Origin of the sequence: Rhizobium sp. TRM95796 (genome assembly GCF_025779995.1) — a bacterium.
Lineage (GTDB): Bacteria > Pseudomonadota > Alphaproteobacteria > Rhizobiales > Rhizobiaceae > Rhizobium_E.
Genome location: NZ_JAOXHE010000010.1, coordinates 13,629 through 32,897 on the forward strand (window position 1 = coordinate 13,629; position 19,269 = coordinate 32,897).

At 62.1% G+C, this 19,269-nt stretch carries 17 protein-coding genes and 1 riboswitch; of the genes, 13 read left to right on the plus strand and 4 right to left on the minus strand.

Annotation, left to right across the window (positions count from 1 at the left end; all coding sequences use genetic code 11):
• Positions 1-27 precede the first annotated feature (27 nt).
• A complete protein-coding gene (locus OCK01_RS19900; protein WP_263825459.1) occupies positions 28-1,101 on the minus strand; it encodes a putative urea ABC transporter substrate-binding protein in 1,074 nt (357 codons plus the stop codon).
• Between the two features lie 68 nt (positions 1,102-1,169).
• A riboswitch (guanidine-I (ykkC/yxkD leader) is annotated at positions 1,170-1,277 on the minus strand.
• Positions 1,278-1,555: 278 nt separating this feature from the next.
• Here OCK01_RS19900 and bchE point away from each other — a divergent pair.
• Complete coding sequence (gene bchE / locus OCK01_RS19905) at positions 1,556-3,091, plus strand: magnesium-protoporphyrin IX monomethyl ester anaerobic oxidative cyclase (RefSeq protein ID WP_263825460.1); 1,536 nt, start codon at positions 1,556-1,558, stop codon at positions 3,089-3,091.
• On the opposite strand, the gene OCK01_RS19910 is transcribed toward bchE, so the two are convergent.
• On the minus strand, positions 3,092-5,881 hold the full coding sequence (locus OCK01_RS19910) for a DNA translocase FtsK (RefSeq protein ID WP_263825461.1): 2,790 nt from the start codon (positions 5,879-5,881) through the stop codon (positions 3,092-3,094). It lies immediately after the preceding gene.
• Between the two features lie 408 nt (positions 5,882-6,289).
• Positions 6,290-6,934 (minus strand): TetR/AcrR family transcriptional regulator, encoded by a 645-nt coding sequence (locus tag OCK01_RS19915; protein ID WP_263825462.1) that lies wholly within the window; start codon positions 6,932-6,934, stop codon positions 6,290-6,292.
• A gap of 136 nt (positions 6,935-7,070) precedes the next feature.
• On the opposite strand from OCK01_RS19915, the gene OCK01_RS19920 reads away from it, so the two are divergent.
• From OCK01_RS19920 to OCK01_RS19955, 7 genes are all read left to right on the plus strand, one after another.
• On the plus strand, positions 7,071-8,147 hold the full coding sequence (locus OCK01_RS19920; RefSeq protein ID WP_412179043.1) for an ABC transporter substrate-binding protein: 1,077 nt from the start codon (positions 7,071-7,073) through the stop codon (positions 8,145-8,147).
• An 87-nt stretch (positions 8,148-8,234) separates the two neighbouring features.
• The gene (locus OCK01_RS19925) at positions 8,235-9,098 is read left to right on the plus strand and encodes an ABC transporter permease (RefSeq protein ID WP_263825463.1); all 864 of its coding nucleotides are present in this window, start codon (positions 8,235-8,237) and stop codon (positions 9,096-9,098) included.
• On the plus strand, positions 9,098-9,886 hold the full coding sequence (locus OCK01_RS19930) for an ABC transporter permease (protein ID WP_263825464.1): 789 nt from the start codon (positions 9,098-9,100) through the stop codon (positions 9,884-9,886). The genes OCK01_RS19925 and OCK01_RS19930 overlap by 1 nt, the downstream gene beginning before the upstream one ends.
• A complete protein-coding gene (locus tag OCK01_RS26590; protein WP_412179044.1) occupies positions 9,883-10,965 on the plus strand; it encodes an ABC transporter ATP-binding protein in 1,083 nt (360 codons plus the stop codon). The genes OCK01_RS19930 and OCK01_RS26590 overlap by 4 nt, the downstream gene beginning before the upstream one ends.
• Positions 10,966-10,973: 8 nt before the next feature.
• A complete protein-coding gene (locus tag OCK01_RS19945; RefSeq protein WP_263825465.1) occupies positions 10,974-11,708 on the plus strand; it encodes an MBL fold metallo-hydrolase in 735 nt (244 codons plus the stop codon).
• A gap of 63 nt (positions 11,709-11,771) precedes the next feature.
• Positions 11,772-12,749, plus strand: a complete 978-nt coding sequence (locus OCK01_RS19950) for an NAD(P)/FAD-dependent oxidoreductase (RefSeq protein ID WP_263825466.1) — start codon at positions 11,772-11,774, stop codon at positions 12,747-12,749.
• Positions 12,746-13,180 carry a DUF3429 domain-containing protein gene (locus tag OCK01_RS19955; RefSeq protein WP_182829899.1) on the plus strand — a complete coding sequence of 145 codons (435 nt, stop codon included), beginning with the start codon at positions 12,746-12,748 and terminating at the stop codon, positions 13,178-13,180. Before OCK01_RS19950 ends, OCK01_RS19955 begins: the two co-directional genes overlap by 4 nt.
• A gap of 43 nt (positions 13,181-13,223) precedes the next feature.
• Here OCK01_RS19955 and OCK01_RS19960 read toward each other — a convergent pair whose 3' ends face one another.
• Positions 13,224-14,576, minus strand: a complete 1,353-nt coding sequence (locus OCK01_RS19960; RefSeq protein ID WP_182829898.1) for an MFS transporter — start codon at positions 14,574-14,576, stop codon at positions 13,224-13,226.
• A 46-nt stretch (positions 14,577-14,622) separates the two neighbouring features.
• On the opposite strand from OCK01_RS19960, the gene OCK01_RS19965 reads away from it, so the two are divergent.
• The 5 genes from OCK01_RS19965 (at position 14,623) to cyoD (ending at position 19,224) form a co-directional block, all read left to right on the plus strand.
• A complete protein-coding gene (locus OCK01_RS19965) occupies positions 14,623-14,826 on the plus strand; it encodes a hypothetical protein (RefSeq protein WP_263825467.1) in 204 nt (67 codons plus the stop codon).
• Positions 14,827-14,944: 118 nt separating this feature from the next.
• Positions 14,945-16,153, plus strand: a complete 1,209-nt coding sequence (cyoA, locus tag OCK01_RS19970) for a ubiquinol oxidase subunit II (protein WP_263825468.1) — start codon at positions 14,945-14,947, stop codon at positions 16,151-16,153.
• 43 nt (positions 16,154-16,196) lie between these two features.
• Positions 16,197-18,200 carry a cytochrome o ubiquinol oxidase subunit I gene (gene cyoB, locus OCK01_RS19975; protein ID WP_263825469.1) on the plus strand — a complete coding sequence of 668 codons (2,004 nt, stop codon included), beginning with the start codon at positions 16,197-16,199 and terminating at the stop codon, positions 18,198-18,200.
• Between the two features lie 2 nt (positions 18,201-18,202).
• Positions 18,203-18,823 (plus strand): cytochrome o ubiquinol oxidase subunit III, encoded by a 621-nt coding sequence (gene cyoC, locus OCK01_RS19980; protein WP_182829894.1) that lies wholly within the window; start codon positions 18,203-18,205, stop codon positions 18,821-18,823.
• Complete coding sequence (gene cyoD / locus OCK01_RS19985; protein ID WP_263825470.1) at positions 18,820-19,224, plus strand: cytochrome o ubiquinol oxidase subunit IV; 405 nt, start codon at positions 18,820-18,822, stop codon at positions 19,222-19,224. Before cyoC ends, cyoD begins: the two co-directional genes overlap by 4 nt.
• Positions 19,225-19,269: the final 45 nt, after the last annotated feature.

A 19,269-nucleotide genomic window follows, 5' to 3' on the forward strand; every position in this document is an offset into this window, starting at 1 on the left:
GCTCGAAGGCCCGCCGATGACGGGTGATCAGAGAGTTCCCTTTTCCGCCGCATCCATGAAGCTGGTGGTGAAGCGGAACTTGATATTGCCCTTGTCGCCGAGAACGGAGCCGTCGGGCATTTCAATGCCGATGACGTCGGCGGAAGGCGCGCCGCTGCCGAGCAGACCCTTTTCGAACAGGAAGTTCCGCACCAGATTCATCGTCTTCGGCAGATCGGGCGAAGCGGTGAACGCCACGGCGTCGGCGGGCTTGTCGAACAGTTTGGTCGCCGCCATCTGCGCCTCGAAGCCCTTGAGATCCGTGCCCGACGCCTTACCCATTTCCTCGCGCGCGGCTTTGCCTTCGGCGCTATCGGCAGTCATGACCGTCATCGTGTCATACCAGATGCCGGCCAGCGCCTTGCCGAAATCGGGATTGTCCTTCAGCACATCTGAATTGGCCACCATGAGATCCATGATTTCGCCGGGGATCTTGGAGCTGTCGAACACCGATTTTGCGGTCGGATCTTCGAGAATCGAAGCGACCAGCGGGTTCCAGGTCACGACTGCGGTTACATCCGCCGTCTTGTAAGCTGCAACCATGTCGGCGTCCGACGTGTTGACGACCTTCACATCGCGTTCGGAGGAGCCGATGCTTTCGAGACCGCGCGCCAGGAGATAATGCGACACCGAGAATTCCACCAGATTGACGTTCTGGCCCTTGATGTCTTCGAGTTTGTCCTTGCCCTTCAGAATGATCGCGTCATTGCCGTTGGAAAAGTCGCCGACGATCACGGCGGTCGTGTCGACGCCGCCCGCTGCCGGGATCGACAGGCCGTCCATATTGGTCAGCGTCACCGCGTCGAAAGCGCCGGCGGTGTATTGGTTCATCGATTCGACATAGTCGTTGAACTGGGTGACTTCGATCTTGATGCCATATTTGTCCGCCCATTTCTGGACGATTCCATGATCCTTGGCGTAGCCCCAGGGCATCCAGCCGACATAGATCGACCAGGCGACCTTGAAGTCCTTCTTCGGCTCGGCCATCGCGCCGCTCAAACCACCCCAGGTGATGAGAGCAGTCGCTGCGGCGGTTGCGAGTATTTTGCTGATTGTCTTCACGTGCATTCCCCTTCTTGTCTTGAAAGGGATCGGCATAGACCAACGCCGCCAATCCCTTGGCTAACGAGGTCTCCCGGGCTTTTGTCCCGCCGTGCACCCGGCGGGATGTCTCCCCCGCCGGTGGCTGCTCTCGGACCAGTCGCGCATTCTGCGCCGGAACCCTAGCGGCCAACTCAGCTATAGCGATGCAAGCGGCGGGCCAGTTTGCGATTGTCGAGGAAATCAACGTCTGAGACGGCGTGCTTTGCAGGCAAACGCCCATTCTGCCTATGCGATAGGCAACACAGGCGCAAATGGAGGGCGTTTGCCTGTCCACGGCGACTCCGCGTCTGTCTTCCCGGAACCGACCGGCCCTCACAATTCCGCAAAGCCGCCGCGATTCGCGGACAATTCCGGCTCAACACCGCCACCTTCCCCGTCTCTTCTCAGGAAAAACAACGAAGGGACAACAGCCATGCGCATCACACTCGTCAATGCGGCCCATCCATCGATCGGCAGCCGAATTCCGAATGATCACCTGCCACCGCTCGGCCTGCTCTCGATCGGCGGGCCGCTGATCGATGCCGGCCATGATGTGCGACTGGTGGATGGCGATCTCAAAAACCTCTCAGTCGACGCTCTTGTCGCCGAAACGCTCCGGCATCAGCCGGACGCGGTCCTGTTCGGTCATTCCGGCTCCACCTCCGGACATCCGGTCATCCGGCTCGCTGCGCAGCGGATCGTGGCGCTCAGACCCGAGATCACCATCGTCTATGGCGGCGTCTTTCCCACCTATCACTGGCGGGAAATCCTGACGGAAGAGCCCTATGTCACGGCCATCGTGCGCGGCGAAGGCGAGGAGACGGCTCCGAAACTGATCAAAGCTTTGGCAGAGGGCGCCGATCTCTCTGCCATTCCCGGCATCGCCTATCGCGCTGGGAACCGTATTGTCTCTACTCGTCCCTCAGCCGCCATCGCCGATCTCGACGCGCACCGAATAGGCTGGGAACTGATCGACCACGCCGATTACAGCTATTGGGGCGGCAAACGGGCCGTGGTGGTGCAGTTTTCGCGCGGTTGCCCGCATCTCTGCAATTATTGCGGCCAGAGGGGCTTCTGGACCCGTTGGCGGCATCGCGACCCGGTGCTGTTCGCCAAGGAGATCGCGCGCCTTCATCGAGAGGAGGGCGTCGAGGTCTTCAATTTCGCCGACGAGAACCCGACTTCGTCGCGCAAGGCCTGGCAGGCCTTCCTCGAGGCGCTGATTACGGAAGACGTGAAGGTGCTGCTGGTCGGCTCGACCCGCGCCGACGATATCGTCCGCGACGCCGATATCCTGCATCTCTACAAGAAGGCCGGGGTCATCCGCTGGCTGCTCGGCATGGAGAATATCGACGAATCGACGCTCGATCTCATCAAGAAGGGTGGCTCCACAGCGAAGGACCGCAAGGCGATCGAGCTGCTCCGGGCGCATGGGATCATTTCCATGGCCACCTGGGTCGCCGGCTTCAAGCAGGAGCGCGACGCCGATCTCTGGCGGCTGTTCCGGGTGCTCTTGGCTTACGATCCGGACCAGATCCAGGCGCTCTATGTGACGCCGCATCGCTGGACGCCCTATTTCCGCATCGCCGCCGACCGCAAGGTGATCCAGCTCGATCAGCGCCGCTGGGACTACAAGCATCAGGTGCTGGAAGCCGGCCTTCCCTCCTGGCGGCTGACGCTGTGGATGAAGACGATCGAGGTGATGATGCAGGCGCGGCCCAAGGCGCTCGCGCGCATCCTGTTTCATCCGGACAAGGATGTCCGCCACGCCATGCGCTGGTACACCAGGATGGGCCGGCGCGTGTGGTTCTTCGAATGGAAGAATTACCTGTTCCGCGACAAGCGCATCAAGGATGGTCCGCGGCTCGACGCCTTCTGGGGCGAGCCGCAGGATGCGGAAGAGGAATCCATGCTTCCGCCTCCAAGGTCGCCGCGCGCCGCCGGGGAGCGACGCGCCGCAGCGGGTTGATTATTCTTCCTCGGCGACCGGGGCCTGATCACGCTGGCTGATGATCTCGCGCTTGCCGACATGGTTGGCGGCGCCCACCAGACCTTCCTTCTCCATCCGCTCGACCAGCGAGGCGGCGCGGTTATAGCCGATGCCGAGACGGCGCTGGATATAGGAGGTCGAGCATTTCTTGTCGCGCAACACCACCTTGACGGCCTTGTCGTAGAGATCGCCGTCATCGCCGCCCATGTCCGTCTTGTCGAACACGGCCTGGTCCTGCTCGGACTCGCCGTCTTCCTCTTCATCCGTCGTGACGGTGTCGAGATAGTCAGGCTTGCCCTGGCATTTCAGATGCGACACGACCTTCTCGACTTCCTCGTCGGAGACGAAGGGGCCGTGCACGCGGACGATGCGGCCGCCGCCGGCCATATGCAGCATGTCACCCTGGCCGAGAAGCTGTTCAGCGCCCTGCTCGCCGAGAATGGTGCGGCTGTCGATCTTCGACGTCACCTGGAAGGAGATGCGAGTCGGGAAGTTGGCCTTGATCGTGCCGGTGATGACATCGACCGAGGGACGCTGCGTCGCCATGATCAGATGGATGCCGGCGGCGCGGGCCATCTGGGCGAGACGCTGGATCGCGCCTTCGATCTCCTTGCCGGCGACCATCATCAGATCGGCCATTTCATCGACGATCACCACGATATAGGGCATGGGCGACAGGTCCATGTCGCGCGTCTCGTGGATCGCCTCGCCGGTGCCTTTCTCGAAGCCTGTTTGCACGGTGTGCGACACGGTCTCGCCGGTAGCGCGGGCCTGGGCGGCGCGGGCGTTGTAGCCGTCGATATTGCGCACGCCAAGGCGCGACATTTTCCGGTAGCGCTCCTCCATCTCGCGCACCGCCCATTTCAGCGCAAGGACGGCCTTTTTGGGGTCGGTCACGACGGGGGTGAGCAGATGCGGGATGCCGTCATAAACCGAGAGTTCCAGCATCTTCGGATCGACCATGATCAGGCGGCATTCTTCCGGCTTGAGCCGATAGATGAGCGACAGGATCATGGTGTTGATCGCCACCGATTTGCCGGAACCGGTGGTGCCGGCGACCAAAAGATGCGGCATCTTGGCGAGTTCGGCGATGACGGGCTCGCCGCCGATCGTCTTGCCGAGGCAGAGCGGCAGCTTGAAGCCGGTCTTGGAGAAATCCTGGCTGTCAATCAGCTCGGAGAAATAGACCGTTTCGCGGGTGGCGTTCGGCAATTCGATGCCGATGACATTGCGGCCGGGCACCACGGCGACGCGGGCCGACAGAGCCGACATCGAGCGGGCGATATCATCGGCCAGACCGATGACGCGCGAGGATTTCACACCCGGGGCGGGTTCGAATTCATAGAGCGTAACCACAGGACCAGGGCGGACATGGATGATCTCGCCGCGGATACCGAAATCTTCCAGCACGCTTTCCAGAAGCCCGGCATTGCGCTCGAGTTGCTCCTGGGACATCACGAAACCCTGCTGTTCCGGCGGATCCTGCAGCAATTCGCGCGGCGGGAACTCGTAGGACCCGTCGGCGGCGCGGCTGAAGCCGATCGCCTCGATCGAAAAGGGCATGGCGACCGGAATTCCGCCGGAGGGGCGCACCGGGCTCAGCGCCTTTTGCGGCACGGCCGCGCGCGGCGGCGCCGGCGGCTCGGTCATGTCCTCGACGATCACAGGCGCGGGGGCGATGGCGACAGAAGCCGGAGAAATCAGCTGCGCAGCCACGATCGGCGCTTGGACAAGGCTCGGGGCGACAACAGGCGCAGCCGAACGCGCGCCGCGCGCCCAGGGGAAGGCCATCTTGGGAACAGCCTCAACAGCAGGAGCCTCCGTCGTCTCGACCGGCTTCAGAGCAAGACCCGAAGCGGCGAGCGGATCGACGGCATTCTGCGGCGCGGACACCGCCGCACCCGGCGACGCGCTATCTGCGGGCCGCATTGACAGAGCTGGCTGCATCGGCGCGACCCGCGCTTGCGGCGCGGCAGCTTGCTGAACGACTGGCTCGATCTTGAGTGGCTGCCGCTGGACGGGCGCTGGCGGCTTGGTGATCGGTCGAAGCTCGGCATAGATTACCGGCGGCGGCGCCACCGCATCCTCGTCCTGCTCCAGCGCTTCCCAGAAAGCAAAGTCCGAAAGATGCGACATCGCCGTCAGTGGACCGGATGCGACGACCGGCGCCGGCGCGGCTGGAACCTGTTCGACAGGCGTAATCTTGAGCGGCGTCGCAGTCGGGCGGATCTCGATCTTGGGCTCGGCGCCGTAAGACGGCGCATCCATTCGCCCGGTAAGCAACATCGCGGTCTGGAAGTCGGCGTCGCCACGTTGTTCGGCCGACGTCAGCTTGATGGTCGGTGCCTGGGCCGCGCGCAGGACCGGCTCGGGCTTCGACGCCGGCGGCACGGGAGCTTCGATTTTGGGAGCCTGAGCCTGGGCCTGAACCTGTGCCTGACGCTCTGCGGCCGCGGCGCGAGCGGCGCGGATCTGCGGCGCAAGCAGCGGCGGACGGGACGGCGACGGCGCGGGAGCCGGCGCCTTGGCAGTCATAGCCTCAGGCGCGACGACAGGCTGCGCCGGTTCAGACAGCACGCGCGGCGCGGCGGGCGCGACCATGCCGCCGGCCGAGGATTCGATCGCCTTGGCGGCTTCGGCGTCGAGCGAGCCGGAATCGGTGGTCAGAAACACCCGCTCGGGGGTGCGGGTGAAGCGGACATTGGGCGCGAGGAAGAAATGATTCTCCCAGTCGGTCGCCCCCTGGCTCTGCCGCATCTTGCTGGCCATCTCGCGAAGTTTTTCAAGACTGCCGGCGCCGGAGGTTGAAGATTGCAGGCCGTCCGGCGCGGCTCCCTGCTCAAGATCAGCGATTTGGGCAGGGGTAAGATTGGTTCTCGGCAGACGCATGAACTTCGATCACTCATTGAAGGAATTTGAACACCATCATTGATAGGAAATGAAGGTTAAAATTCCATTTCGGAGGCTCATGCCGGCGGTCTCAAGACGGCGCGTCGACAGGGGGCCAAACAGTTGATAATCCCGTGCGTCGCGAGACGCACCCACGCGTAGCCTCAGTTCATGCATCTGATTTTCAACGACAATTTCCATGCGTGAAGATGGTCGAAAATTTTGGAGCGAATTTTTGAGACGTGGCGCGCATGTTTCGGCTTTTGGCTCACGCGCCCATGGCAATGGTTAACGGGCGGTCGAGGCGATTGCAGCTCTTTCACCCGAGATCAACCGCGCAATCGGCCCATGCTGCTCTGCGACCCTGGCCTTCAGCACAGCGAGGGGTTGCGGCTCGTCCTTCACGAATTCAATGAACATCATGTTGAGGTTGTTGAACAGCACTTCCCCGACCGCGCGGGCCGACACCGCGGCGCCCACCAGACGCCGCGCCTGCAGCGTCTCGATCAATCGCACCATCTGGGCGGACAGGCGCTGGTCGAGTTCGGTGTAGGCTTTCGACAGCGGCGTATCCGGCTGCTGGATGGAGATCGCCATGGCCGCCCGCCACATTTCCTTGGAGAGATAAAACAGCGAGTGGTCGAAATACTGATCGACCAGGCGATTGACCGCCTTTTCGACATCGGCGGGGGGATCGGCGACGATCGCCTCGCCGGCGTCCAGCACCTCCGTCACCTCCATATTGACGGTCGCCATGAGAATGTCGCCCTTGTTCTCGTAATAATTGTAGAGCGTGCCGACCGAAACCTCCGCCATATCGGCGATATGCTCCATGCGGGCGTGGTCATAGCCCTGCTCGCGAAACAGCCGGGTCGCCGCCTCGAGAATTCGCTTTTCCTTATCGGCTTTCTTCCTCTCCCTCAGACTCGTCATTCTTCTCCCGCACGGCCTCCTGAACCGGTTCATTTTCTATGTTGACTTAAAAAATGAATTCGTTCAATTTTTTTCTCAAGGCGCCGCGACGAGCGCCAGACTGATCGAAACCATTCGTTCAACCAGAGGGAAAATCATGAAAAGCCAAGTCACGGGCGCGCGCGTCCGCAGCATGCTCATGTCAACCGCCGCCATTATGCTCGGCCTGTCGGCCACGGCGCGTGCGCAGGAAGAACTGAACGCACTGGTCTGGTGCGACCACACCGATCCGGCGCTGATCGAACCTTTCGAAAAGGCCAACGACGTCAAGGTCAATCTCAAGGAATATGAAGGCACCGGCGCGGGCCTTTCCATCGTCGAACAATCGCAGCCCGGCGACTGGGACGTATTCGTGGTCGACGGCGTCGACGTGCCGCGTGTCTCGGGCATGGGCATCCTCGCGGAACTGCCGAAGGACAAGCTGCCGCTCGGCGACATCTTCCCGGAAGTCCGCATGGACGAGAACAATGGCAAGGACGGCAAGATCTACGCCGTCACCGAGAAATTCGGCTACAACACCATTTCCTACGACAAGACCAAGGTCGACCCGGCCGACATGGAGGATCTCTCCAAACTCTGGTCGGAGAAATACAAGGGCCGCATCGCCGTTTACGACTATTATCTCCCGCTGATCGGCATCACCGCCATCGAGATCGGCAAGAAGACGGCCGGCCTCGCCGAAGCCGATCTCCCGGCCATCAAGGACCGCCTCATCGCGCTCAAGAAGAACGCACGCCAGGTCTCCGACGTCGTCTCCTCGCAGACCGCGCTGGTGTCGGGCGAAGTCGACATCATCCTCGGCGGCGGCGAATGGGTGACGGCCGGCCTGACGGCGGAAAAGCCCAATCTCGACTGGACCGTGCCGAAGCAGGGCGCGGTGCGCTGGTCGCAGTCGATCGGCGTCTTCAAGGATTCGACCAAGCAGGATCTGGCGCTGAAATTCGTGCAATATATCCTGAGCCCCGAGGGTCAGGCGCGGCTTGCGACCTCCTCCTGCTATTGGGCGATGCCGGCCAACCAGAAAGCTGGCGCTGTGCTGAATGATCAGCAAAAATCAGCGCTGCGCTGGGACAAGCAGGCTGGCTATCTCAAGAACACCCAGCTCTATCCGGTCGTCGACGCCGATCTCGACGGCAAGATGCAGGATATCTGGACGGAAATGCTGCAGAACTGACGTTTCGACGTTGTCCTTCATCGTTCGCGCCGGTTCCGGCGCGGACGATCGATCCCTGTGCGAACGCCTCCCAAAGAGTGACGTCCCATGTCATCCACCGCATTCGAACGCGCCGAACGCCGACGAGGCTGGGCCTTCACCTTGCCCGCGCTCGGCTTCACAGCGCTGTTCTTCGTGATCCCCTTCCTGTTCATGGCGGTGATCAGCCTCTGGACCCGGCAGGGCCGTGAGATCGGTCCGCCCTGGACAAGCGTCAACTACATGGCGTTCCTCACCAAGGAGCCGATGTACAAGGCGCTCTTCGTGTCGCTCGAGATCACCGCGACGGTGACGATCATCTCGATCCTGATCGCTTATCCGCTGGCCTTCATCATCGCCGAGATCGTTCCCGCCCGGTTTCGACGCCTGGCGCTCATCCTCGCGGTCCTGCCCTTCTGGACCTCCTATGTCGTCCGCTCTTATTCCTGGCTGCTGGTTCTGTCCAAAGGTGGCGTGGTCAATGATGCGCTGATGACGCTCGGCCTGGTTTCCGAGCCGCTGCAACTCTCGGCCAACAGGTCCGGCACGGTGATCGGCTTCGTGCATTTCTTCGTCATGCTGCTGACGCTGACGATCTATGCCAATCTCATTCAGCTTTCGCCGAACTACCGCCGCGCCGCCGCCGATCTCGGCGCCAACGCGTTCCAGACCTTCTGGCATGTGATCCTGCCGCTGACGCTGCCGGGCGTCATGGTCGGCGCTTTCCTGAGCTTCGTGCTCTGCATCGGCGATTACATCACGCCGCAGATCCTCGGCGGCAACAATGAATTGACGCTGCCGCAGATCATCATGATGCAGTTGGGACGCCGGGCGGATTTCCCGCTCGCCGCCGCGCTGTCGATCGTGCTGATGGCTGTCGTCGTCGTCGCCTATCTCGCGGCCGCCCGCTGGCTGAAGATGGAGAGAAACTGATGCGCCGCCTCACGCTTCTTCTCTCCGCGCTTTATATAGTCGCCGTCTACATCTTCATCTTCCTGCCTGTCGCGGTGCTGGTGATCTTTTCCTTCCAGGATGGGTCGCTGCCGGTGCCGCCGCTGCACGGTCTGACGTTGCGCTGGTACGGAGAAGTGCTGAGCGATCGGGGCCTGATGGACGCGCTGTTCAATTCGCTGATCGTCGCAGTCGTCTCCTCGCTCGTGTCCTGCCTTCTCGGCTTTCTCGCAGCTTACGGTCTGGCAAGACACACACTGCCCGCTTCGGCGCTGATGCGCGGGCTGCTGGCGGCGCCGATGTCGGTGTCGACGCTGATCATCGGCTTGGGATTGCTGGCGCTGTTCAACCGCCTCGGCGTGCCGCTGTCGCTGTTCACAATCGGCGTCGGCCATGTCGTGATCAACATGCCGCTCTGCTTTGCGATCATCTACGCCTCGATAGGCGGCCATCAGGTCAATATCGAACGCGCAGCCCGCGATCTCGGAGCACGGGAATGGCAGGTGGTGGCGCTGGTGACGGCGCCGATGCTTGCGCCGTCGATTCTCGCCAGCTTCTTCCTGTCGGTCACCTTCAGCTGGGATGAGTTCATCATCGCCTTCCTGCTCTCGCGCTTCGACGTCACCCTTCCCGTCGAAATCTGGAGCATGCTGCGCTCCGGCCTCAATCCTAAGACAAACGCCATCGGCAGCCTCGTCTTCCTCGTGTCGATCGCGCTGTTGTTCCTCGCCGAGTTCACGGTGTTCAGAAAAGCAAGGACCCGCCCATGACAGCCGACCTGTCGATCCGCAACGCCACCCGCGTCTTCGGCCAGTTCACCGCGCTGGACCATGTGTCGCTGGAGATCGAGGCAGGCGAATTCATCGTTCTGCTCGGCCCCTCCGGCTGCGGCAAGACCACGCTTCTCTCCATTCTCGGCGGCTTTCTCGAACCGAGCGAAGGCGAGATCCATATCGGCGGCCGTGACATGACGCATGTGGCGCCGTCCAAGCGGCCGACCACCACCGTCTTCCAGGACTACGCGCTGTTTCCGCATATGACGCTGCTCGCCAATGTCGGCTTCGGCCTGCGCATGCGCGGGCAGGAGCGCACCGTTCGCGACGCCAAAGCGCTGGATTTCCTGGATCTCGTTGGATTGAAGACATCCGCTTTTAAGAAGCCGCATGAGTTGTCCGGCGGCCAGCGCCAGCGCGTGGCGCTCGCCCGCGCACTCGCCGTCGATCCCGACGTCATGTTGCTCGACGAACCGCTCGGCGCACTCGATCTCAAGCTTCGCCGGCAGATGCAGGACGAGTTGAAGGCGATCCAGAAGCGCGTCGGCACGACCTTCGTGCATGTCACCCACGACCAGGAAGAGGCGATGGCCATCGCCGACCGGATCGTGGTGATGAACAAGGGTCGGATCGAGGATTTCGGCGCGCCCTCGCGCATCTATCGAAAGCCCAGGTCGCTCTTCGCCGCCGGCTTCATGGGCGAGGCCAACATAATCCCGGCCCGTATCGCCGCGCTCGACGCGACCGAGATGGCGATGGAGACCGCAGTAGGCCGGCTTGTTCTGCCGCGCGACGCCTTAACATCAGGCGAACCCGTCGCGGGACAGAATGCAACGGTGGTGATCCGGCCGGAGCATTTCCGCGGCGAAGGGCAGGGTCCCTCGGTCGATCTCGGCGAAGCCTTGGTGGAAGACGCAGCCTTCTTCGGAACGCATCAGCGCTGCCATTTGCGCTCGACCCGCTCAGCCGATACGGTCCTCGTTGCGCATCTGCCGCAATCGGCGGAGCCGAAGCGCGGCGACAGGCTGATGCTGGCGGCGCCTGCCGAGACGATCGTCGTGCTTCCTGCCGAATGAGGACCGACATGAAGAGAGTGAAGCCCGAAGACTGGTATGCGACCCGCAGGCTCGCCGACGGCGTGACCGCCATTTCCGAGCCTTTCATCCAGGAATTCTACCGTTGCAACATCTGGCATGTGCGCGGGCGGGATCGCGACATGCTGGTCGACAGCGGCATGGGCGTGGTGTCGCTCCGGGAATGGGCGCCATTGGTGACCGAGCGCGACCTGATTGCGGTGGCGAGCCACACGCATTTCGACCATATCGGCTGCCACCACGAATTCGAATGCCGCGCGGTGCATGCTGCGGAGGCGGATCTGCTCGCCAACCCGACCCGCGCCAACACGCTCGCCGATCCCTATGTGACCGACGAGATCTTCGACGCCCTGCCGCCAGAGCCCTATTGCTCGAAATGCTACGGAGTCAAGGCGGCGCCTGCGACCCGCATCCTCGAAGACGGCGACGTCATCGATCTCGGCGATCGGCACTTCGAGGTGATCCATACGCCAGGCCATTCCCCGGGCGGGATAGCTCTCTATGAGAAGGCGACGGAGATGTTGTTTTCAGGCGACATCGTCTATGACGGGCCGCTGATCGAGGACACCTATCACGCCAATCCCGACCATTACATCGCCTCGATGAAACGACTGCATGACCTGCCGGTTCGGCTCGTGCATGGCGGGCATTTCCCCAGTTTCGACGGCGCGCGGCTCAAGACGCTGATCCGCGATTGGCTGGATGGCAAAGGGCTGACACCCTAATCCTCGGCTCCGTCCGCCACGTAGAAACGACAAACTGCGGCCGCGCGGCGGAGAATGAAATTAATGGATATAAAGATCGCCGTGATAGGCGCGGGCCTTGCTGGTCTCACTCTGGCCAGCCGGCTTCGGAGCGTCGCAGACGTCACGCTATTCGAGAAGAGCAGGGGCCTCGGCGGCCGTATGGCCGAACGGCGCCGCGGCGACCATCGCTTCGATCACGGCGCGCAATATTTCACCGCGCGCGATCCCGCCTTCCTGTCGTTGACCGACGAGATGACGCGCCTGGGCGCGACTGCGATGTGGCCCGTCACGATCGACGATCGCCGGCCGGGCGCGCCCGTTTCGTCCGAAGCGCGCTATGTCGGGACGCCCGGCATGAACGGAATGGCCCGCAGGCTCGGCCGGGATTTGAACATCACGTTCGAGACGGAGATCTCGGCGATACAACCAGACGATCGGCGCTGGCTGCTGGTCGACAAGGCTGGCGCCGCGCTCGGCGTCTTCGACTGGGTGATCTCGACCGCGCCCGCACCGCAGACCGCCCGGTTGATGCCATCGGAATTTTCCGCCGGCGCCCGACTCGCTCAGGTCCGCATGAGCGGATGCTTCACGCTGATGATCGGCCTCGATCGCGCGCCCGAGCTGAACGCCGAGGCGATCCGCGCCCATCATCCCGTTGTCGGCTGGATCGCGCTCAACAGTTCCAAGCCCGGCCGCGACGGTCCGCCCTGCCTCGTCGTCCATAGCCGCAATGACTGGGCCGACACGCATATGGAAAACGACCGCGATTGGATCGAGAAAGAACTCCTCGCCGCAGTGGTGGAACTCACGGGAGAGGATTTTTCAAACGCCCCGCATCGAGATCTGCATCGCTGGCGCTTCGCCAATGTCGAGACGCCGCTCGGCGCGCCGTTTCTAATCGATGCCGGGCTCGGATTGGCCGCCGCGGGCGACTGGTGCCTCGGCGGTCGCGTCGAATGCGCCTTCCAGAGCGCAAGCAGCCTGTCGCAGGCGATCGCAAAACACTTGGGAGAAACATGACCATGTATGGCGAGAAGCGGCTGACGCAGGCGCTCACCTATAGCGGCGGGATTCCCTTTGTCGGGCTCGCTGTCATGGCGGCGGCGGGTTTCGAGAAGGATTGGGCTGTCAACGCCTTCATCGCCTATGGCGCAGTCATAGCCGGCTTCATGGGCGGGACGATCTGGTCGCAGGCGCAAATGACGGATGTGGAGACGCGAAAGCTGCTGGCGCTCAGCAATGTCGCAGCGCTCGTCGCCTGGGCTGCGCTCATCGTGCCGGGGCCGCTCGGGTTCGGCCTGGCCCTGCAAGCCGGAGCCTTCGCGCTGCTGCTCGGTCTGGACTGGCGGATCCGGAAGGCCTCAGCCCAGCCGGAGTGGTATTTCATGCTTCGCCGCAATATCAGCGCCATCGTCATCGCCTCTTACGGACTGATGGCGCTGGTGGCCTGAACGAAACCGGCCGCCCGAGGGCGGCCGGCGCATTCGTCTGTGGTCACCGCGCCTTGCGCTGCCGATCGGCCGGCTCGATCAGTTTGTTGAAATAGAGCGCGATCAACGTGCAGAGGGCGCCCGACAGCAGATAGTAGCCCACGAATTCCAATCCATAATTGGCTGCGAGGCTGAGGGCCACGAGCGGTGCGAAACCTGCCCCGACCAGCCAGGCGAGGTCGGAGGTGAAGGCTGCGCCGGTATAGCGGTAACCGCGCGAGAAGCGCGACGACACCGACCCCGTCGACTGTCCGAACGACAGGCCGAGCACGCCGAAGCCGATGATGACGAAGGCGTCATGGCCGGCTGAACCGCTGCCGAGCAGCTTGGGGCCGAGGAACGAAAAGGCGGCGATGATCACGGCGGCGATGCCGAGCTGGCTGCGGCGGCCGATCTGGTCGGCCAACAGGCCGGAGGCGATGACGGTGAGCACGCCGACGGCGGCGCCGATCACCTGCACCCAGAGAAAATCGGAAATCGACTGTTCGCCATAGAGATTCATCCAGCTGAGCGGGAAGATCGTCACGAGATGGAACATCGCGAAGCTCGCCAGCGGGACGAAGGCGCCGATCAGGATGTCGCGGCCATGCAGACGCAGCACGTCCTTGATGGGCGCCGCGCTCAATTCGTTCTCTTCGAGCAGATCGCCGAATTCCTGCGTCATGACGATCCGGAGACGTGCGAACAGCGCCACAACGTTGATGGCGAAAGCCACGAAGAACGGGTAGCGCCAGCCCCAGCTCAGGAAATCCGCCGAGGCGAGATTGGCGACGAAAAAGCCGAACAGCGCGCTCGCCAGCGCAAACCCGATCGGGGCGCCGAGCTGCGGCACCATCGCGTACCAGCCGCGCTTGTTCTCCGGCGCATTGAGCGCGAGCAGCGAGGCCAGACCGTCCCAAGCGCCGCCGAGCGCGAAGCCCTGACCCAGCCGGAACAGCGCAAGCAGATAGATCGACGCGACGCCGATCGATTCATAGCCGGGAAGGAAGGCGATGGATGCCGTCGAGCCGCCGAGGATGAAGAGTGCGATCGTCAATTTGGTGCCCCGTCCATAGCGACGGTCGATCGCCTGGAAGATCACCGAGCCGACGGGACGGGCGATGAAGGCGAGCGAGAAGATCGCGAAAGAATAGAGCGTGCCCGTGAGCCGGTCGGGCGCGAAGGGAAAGAACACCTGCGGGAAGACCAGCACCGATGCTAGACCATAGACGAAGAAATCGAAGAATTCGGACATGCGCCCGAGAATCACGCCCAGTGCGATACTCCCGGGCGACACCGGCTTGTCGTCATGGATGTGCCGGGCGTCGCGTTCGAGCGCCGATGACGAGGGACCGTCATAATGGGTTGCTGTGTTCATTTTTCTCTCCTCCTACGCTCCTGTGACAAAGCGTCCCGAGATGATCATGATCAAGTTCACAGCGATATCAAGGCCCAAAAGTTCAAAAAGTTCACTTGCGATTGCATTAGCGGGTGAAAAGATGCGCCGTTCCAGCGCCATCTATCTCACGGGAATGGCGGCGCTTTTCCCTCATCGTTTGACGATTGTCATCCGGGTTTCAAAAATACAGCTTCGGCGCCCCCCGATGGGCCATCTCGCGCAATGTTAGAATATTGCAGTTTGCCGCAGCGCGATATTTCTTCCGCAATGCGACAAGACACCGCATTTTGTTAACGTCTCGTGTGGTTTAGGCGCGGCTTGACATAAATCAAAGAGGTTCGAGAGACGTGCAAAAACTGCTGAAGTTTTCCTGTCATCTCCTTGGTCTGACAATGCTTCTCGCTTTGGCAGGATGCGACATGGTCGTCATGTCTCCTTCGGGCGATATCGCCATGCAGCAGCGGGATCTGATCCTGGTGTCGACCGGGTTGATGCTTCTGATCATCATTCCGGTGATCATCCTGACGCTCTATTTCGCCTGGCATTATCGCCGAAGCAATGAAAAGGCCGTCTACGCCCCCGATTGGCATCACTCGATGCGGCTGGAAGTGGTGATCTGGGCCGCGCCGCTGATGATCATCATCGCGCTCGGCGCCATCACCTGGATCTCGACCCACAAGCTCGACCCCTACCGCCCCCTCGACCGCATCGACGCCAGCCGGCCGGTGCCGGCCGACGTCAAGCCCCTCGAAGTGCAGGTCGTCGCGCTGGACTGGAAATGGCTGTTCTTCTATCCGGAACAGGGCGTCGCAACCGTCAATGAAATGGCGGCCCCGATCGACCGGCCGATCACCTTCACGATCACCGGCACCTCGGTCATGAACTCCTTCTACATCCCGGCGCTCGCCGGCCAGATCTATGCGATGCCAGGAATGCAGACCAAACTGCACGCCGTCATCAACAAGGAAGGCGTTTTCGAAGGCTTCTCCGCCAATTACTCCGGCTCGGGCTTCTCGCATATGCGCTTCAAGTTCCATGCGCTCGGCCATGACGGCTTCGACCAGTGGGTCGCGACCGTCAAGTCGCGCGGAACCATGCTGAACATGGACGCCTATTTCAAACTCGAAAAGCCGAGCGAAAAGGTGCCGCCGACCTATTACGCCGGTTTCCAGCCGGATCTCTTCCACCGCATCGTCAATCTCTGCACCGCGCCCGGCTCGGTCTGCGTCGACGAAGTCATGCATATCGATCGCATGGGCGGCGGCGGCAAGGAGCCCGAAGTCTCCCGCGACCAGCTGCGCTACGACAATCGCTACACCGATTTCTATGAGAAGTTCCACTATACGCAAGGACCCCACAAGGACGCCGAAGCGCTCAACGGCCTGAACCCGACCTTTCCCGCCACCGGCAATCCGGCCAAGTCCGAGGAAGCGCCCGAGGGAACGGCAACCGGCGCACCCGAGCCGGCGCCCGCCGAAGCCGCTCCCTCCCAAGGCGCGCCAGACGGGGCCCAGCCGCAAAGCAACGATCCTGCGCCCGCGCAGATCAATCCTTGACACGGCGTCTCAGCGCCCCATTCGATGAACGGACGAGACATCCATGTTTTCCGATCCTGAATTCCTGAAACTCATCTTCGGCCGGCTGACGCTGGACGCGATCCCGTATCACGAGCCGATCCTCGTCATGACCTTCGCCGGCGTCGCCGTGGGCGGCGTCGCGCTGTTCGCCCTCCTGACCTATTTCAAGGTCTGGGGCGTGCTGTGGCGCGACTGGCTGACATCCGTCGACCACAAGAAGATCGGCATCATGTACGTGATCCTGGCGCTGGTCATGCTGCTGCGCGGATTCGCCGACGCGCTGATGATGCGCGGCCAGCAGGCCATCGCCTTCAACGGCAATGAAGGCTTCCTGCCGCCGCATCACTATGACCAAGTCTTCACCGCCCATGGCGTGATCATGATCTTCTTCATGGCCATGCCCTTTGTGACGGGTCTGATGAACCTCGTCGTGCCCTTGCAGATCGGCGCGCGCGACGTCTCCTTCCCCTTCCTCAACAACTTCTCGTTCTGGATGACGGCGGCCGGCGCGGCGATCATCATGATCTCGCTGTTCATCGGCGAATTCGCGCGCACCGGCTGGCTGGCCTATCCGCCGCTGTCGGGAGCCGATTACAGCCCGGGCGTTGGCGTCGACTATTATATCTGGGGCCTGCAGGTGGCGGGCGTCGGCACGACTCTGTCGGGCATCAACCTGATCGCCACCATCGTCAAGATGCGCGCGCCGGGCATGACCATGATGAAGATGCCCGTCTTCACCTGGACCTCGCTCTGCACCAACATCCTGATCGTCGCGACCTTCCCCATCCTGACGGCGACCCTCGCTCTGCTGTCGCTCGACCGTTACGTTGGCACGAACTTCTTCACCAACGACCTCGGCGGCAATCCGATGATGTATGTAAACCTCATCTGGATCTGGGGCCACCCGGAAGTCTACATCCTGATCCTGCCGGCCTTCGGCATCTTCTCGGAAGTCGTCTCGACCTTCTCCGGCAAGCGCCTGTTCGGCTACGCCTCGATGGTCTACGCCACCGTCGTCATCACCATCCTCAGCTATCTCGTCTGGCTGCATCACTTCTTCACCATGGGCGCCGGCGCGAGCGTGAATTCGTTCTTCGGCATCACCACGATGATCATCTCGATCCCGACGGGCGCGAAGATATTCAACTGGCTGTTCACCATGTATCGCGGCCGCATTCGCTTCGAAGTGCCGATGTACTGGACGCTCGGCTTCATGGTGACCTTCGTCATCGGCGGCATGACCGGCGTTCTGCTCGCGGTTCCTCCGGCCGACTTCGTGCTGCACAACTCGCTGTTCCTGATCGCGCACTTCCACAATGTGATCATCGGCGGCGTGGTGTTCGGCCTGCTCGCCGGCGTGAACTTCTGGTTCCCGAAAGCCTTCGGCTTCAAGCTCGATCCGTTCTGGGGCAAGCTGTCCTTCTGGTTCTGGCTCATCGGCTTCTACTTCGCCTTCATGCCGCTCTATGTGCTCGGCCTGATGGGCGTCACCCGCCGCCTCAGCCAGTTCGAGGATCCCTCATTGCAGATCTGGTTCGTGATCGCCGCCTTCGGCGCGGTGCTGATCGCCGCCGGCATCGGCTGCTTCGTGATCCAGTTGGTCGTGTCCTTCTTCAAGCGCGAAGAACTGCGCGACGTGACGGGCGATCCCTGGAACGGCCGCACGCTCGAATGGTCGACCTCGTCGCCGCCGCCGGACTACAACTTCGCCTTCACGCCGGTCGTGCATGACAGCGACGCCTGGTATGACATGAAGAGCCGCGGCTACAGCCGTCCGCTGGAAGGCTTCAAGCCGATCCACATGCCGAAGAACACCGGCACGGGCGTCATTCTCGGCGGTTTGAGCGTCGTCCTCGCCTTCGCCCTGATCTGGTACATCTGGTGGCTCGCGGCCGTGTCCTTCATCGCCATCCTCGCGGTGTCGATCGGCCACACCTTCAACTACAAGCGCGATTACTACATCCCCGCCGATGAAGTGATCGACACCGAAGCCAAGCGCACCGCGCTTCTGGCCGCCAAGGGGTAATCATGAGCGCGCATCCTCAAACCTCGACCGACAAGCCGCAGTTCTACCTCACGGAAGATCACCATCCGGAGAACAGCACCAATCTGGGCTTCTGGCTCTACCTGATGAGCGACTGCCTCATCTTCGCGATCCTGTTCGCGACCTATGCCGTGCTCGGCCGCAACTATGCGGCCGGCCCCTCTCCGGCGGATCTGTTCGACCTGCCGCTGGTGGCGATCAACACCGCCATGCTGCTGTTCTCCTCCATCACCTACGGCTTCGCCATGCTCCGGATGGAAAAGGGCGACAAGAGCGGCACGCTGCTCTGGCTCGGCATCACCGGCCTGTTCGGCGCGGCCTTCCTCGGTCTCGAACTCTATGAGTTCCACCATCTGATCCATGAGGGCGCAGGCCCGCAGCGCAGCGCCTTCCTGTCGGCCTTTTTCACCCTGGTCGGCACCCATGGTCTGCACGTGACCTTCGGCATCATCTGGCTGATCACGCTGATGGTGCAGGTGTCGATGCATGGCCTGATCCATGAGAATAAGCGTCGCCTGATGTGCCTGTCGATGTTCTGGCACTTCCTCGACGTCGTCTGGATCGGCGTCTTCTCTCTCGTTTACCTGATCGGAGTCATCGGATGAGCGCGCATTCTCACGGACATGAAGACGCCATGGAAGCCCACCATGCCTATAGCCATGGGCATGAGGCCTCGCATGGCACGTTCAAGAGCTATATGACGGGCTTCGTGCTGTCGGTCATCCTCACCGCGATCCCGTTCTATGTGGTGATGGCCGATGTGTTCGGCGACAACAAGCTCGCCGCCGGACTGGTGATCATGGGCTTCGCCGTCGTGCAGATCGTCGTCCACATGATCTACTTCCTGCATATGAACCTGAAGTCGGAAGGCGGCTGGACCTTTATGGCGCTCGTCTTCACCCTTCTGCTGGTGGTGATCGCACTGACCGGGTCGCTCTGGGTCATGCATCACCTCAACACCAATATGATGCCGATGTCGCCGGACATGATGCGTAACGTCCCATAATCGGGCCGCGACATCGGGCGTATAAGCTCAGCGAAGCCGCGGCTC

What these genes read in the sequence shown, in the direction of transcription:
- bchE (WP_263825460.1), top strand. Translation starts at nt 1,556, where the DNA reads ATGCGCATCACACTCGTCAATGCGGCCCATCCATCGATCGGCAGCCGA.
- OCK01_RS19910 (WP_263825461.1), bottom strand. Translation starts at nt 5,881, where the DNA reads ATGGCCAGCAAGATGCGGCAGAGCCAGGGGGCGACCGACTGGGAGAAT.
- OCK01_RS19915 (WP_263825462.1), bottom strand. Translation starts at nt 6,934, where the DNA reads ATGACGAGTCTGAGGGAGAGGAAGAAAGCCGATAAGGAAAAGCGAATT.
- OCK01_RS19920 (WP_412179043.1), top strand. Translation starts at nt 7,071, where the DNA reads ATGAAAAGCCAAGTCACGGGCGCGCGCGTCCGCAGCATGCTCATGTCA.
- OCK01_RS19925 (WP_263825463.1), top strand. Translation starts at nt 8,235, where the DNA reads ATGTCATCCACCGCATTCGAACGCGCCGAACGCCGACGAGGCTGGGCC.
- OCK01_RS19930 (WP_263825464.1), top strand. Translation starts at nt 9,098, where the DNA reads ATGCGCCGCCTCACGCTTCTTCTCTCCGCGCTTTATATAGTCGCCGTC.
- OCK01_RS26590 (WP_412179044.1), top strand. Translation starts at nt 9,883, where the DNA reads ATGACAGCCGACCTGTCGATCCGCAACGCCACCCGCGTCTTCGGCCAG.
- OCK01_RS19945 (WP_263825465.1), top strand. Translation starts at nt 10,974, where the DNA reads ATGAAGAGAGTGAAGCCCGAAGACTGGTATGCGACCCGCAGGCTCGCC.
- OCK01_RS19950 (WP_263825466.1), top strand. Translation starts at nt 11,772, where the DNA reads ATGGATATAAAGATCGCCGTGATAGGCGCGGGCCTTGCTGGTCTCACT.
- OCK01_RS19955 (WP_182829899.1), top strand. Translation starts at nt 12,746, where the DNA reads ATGACCATGTATGGCGAGAAGCGGCTGACGCAGGCGCTCACCTATAGC.
- OCK01_RS19960 (WP_182829898.1), bottom strand. Translation starts at nt 14,576, where the DNA reads ATGAACACAGCAACCCATTATGACGGTCCCTCGTCATCGGCGCTCGAA.
- OCK01_RS19965 (WP_263825467.1), top strand. Translation starts at nt 14,623, where the DNA reads ATGATCAAGTTCACAGCGATATCAAGGCCCAAAAGTTCAAAAAGTTCA.
- cyoB (WP_263825469.1), top strand. Translation starts at nt 16,197, where the DNA reads ATGTTTTCCGATCCTGAATTCCTGAAACTCATCTTCGGCCGGCTGACG.
- cyoC (WP_182829894.1), top strand. Translation starts at nt 18,203, where the DNA reads ATGAGCGCGCATCCTCAAACCTCGACCGACAAGCCGCAGTTCTACCTC.
- cyoD (WP_263825470.1), top strand. Translation starts at nt 18,820, where the DNA reads ATGAGCGCGCATTCTCACGGACATGAAGACGCCATGGAAGCCCACCAT.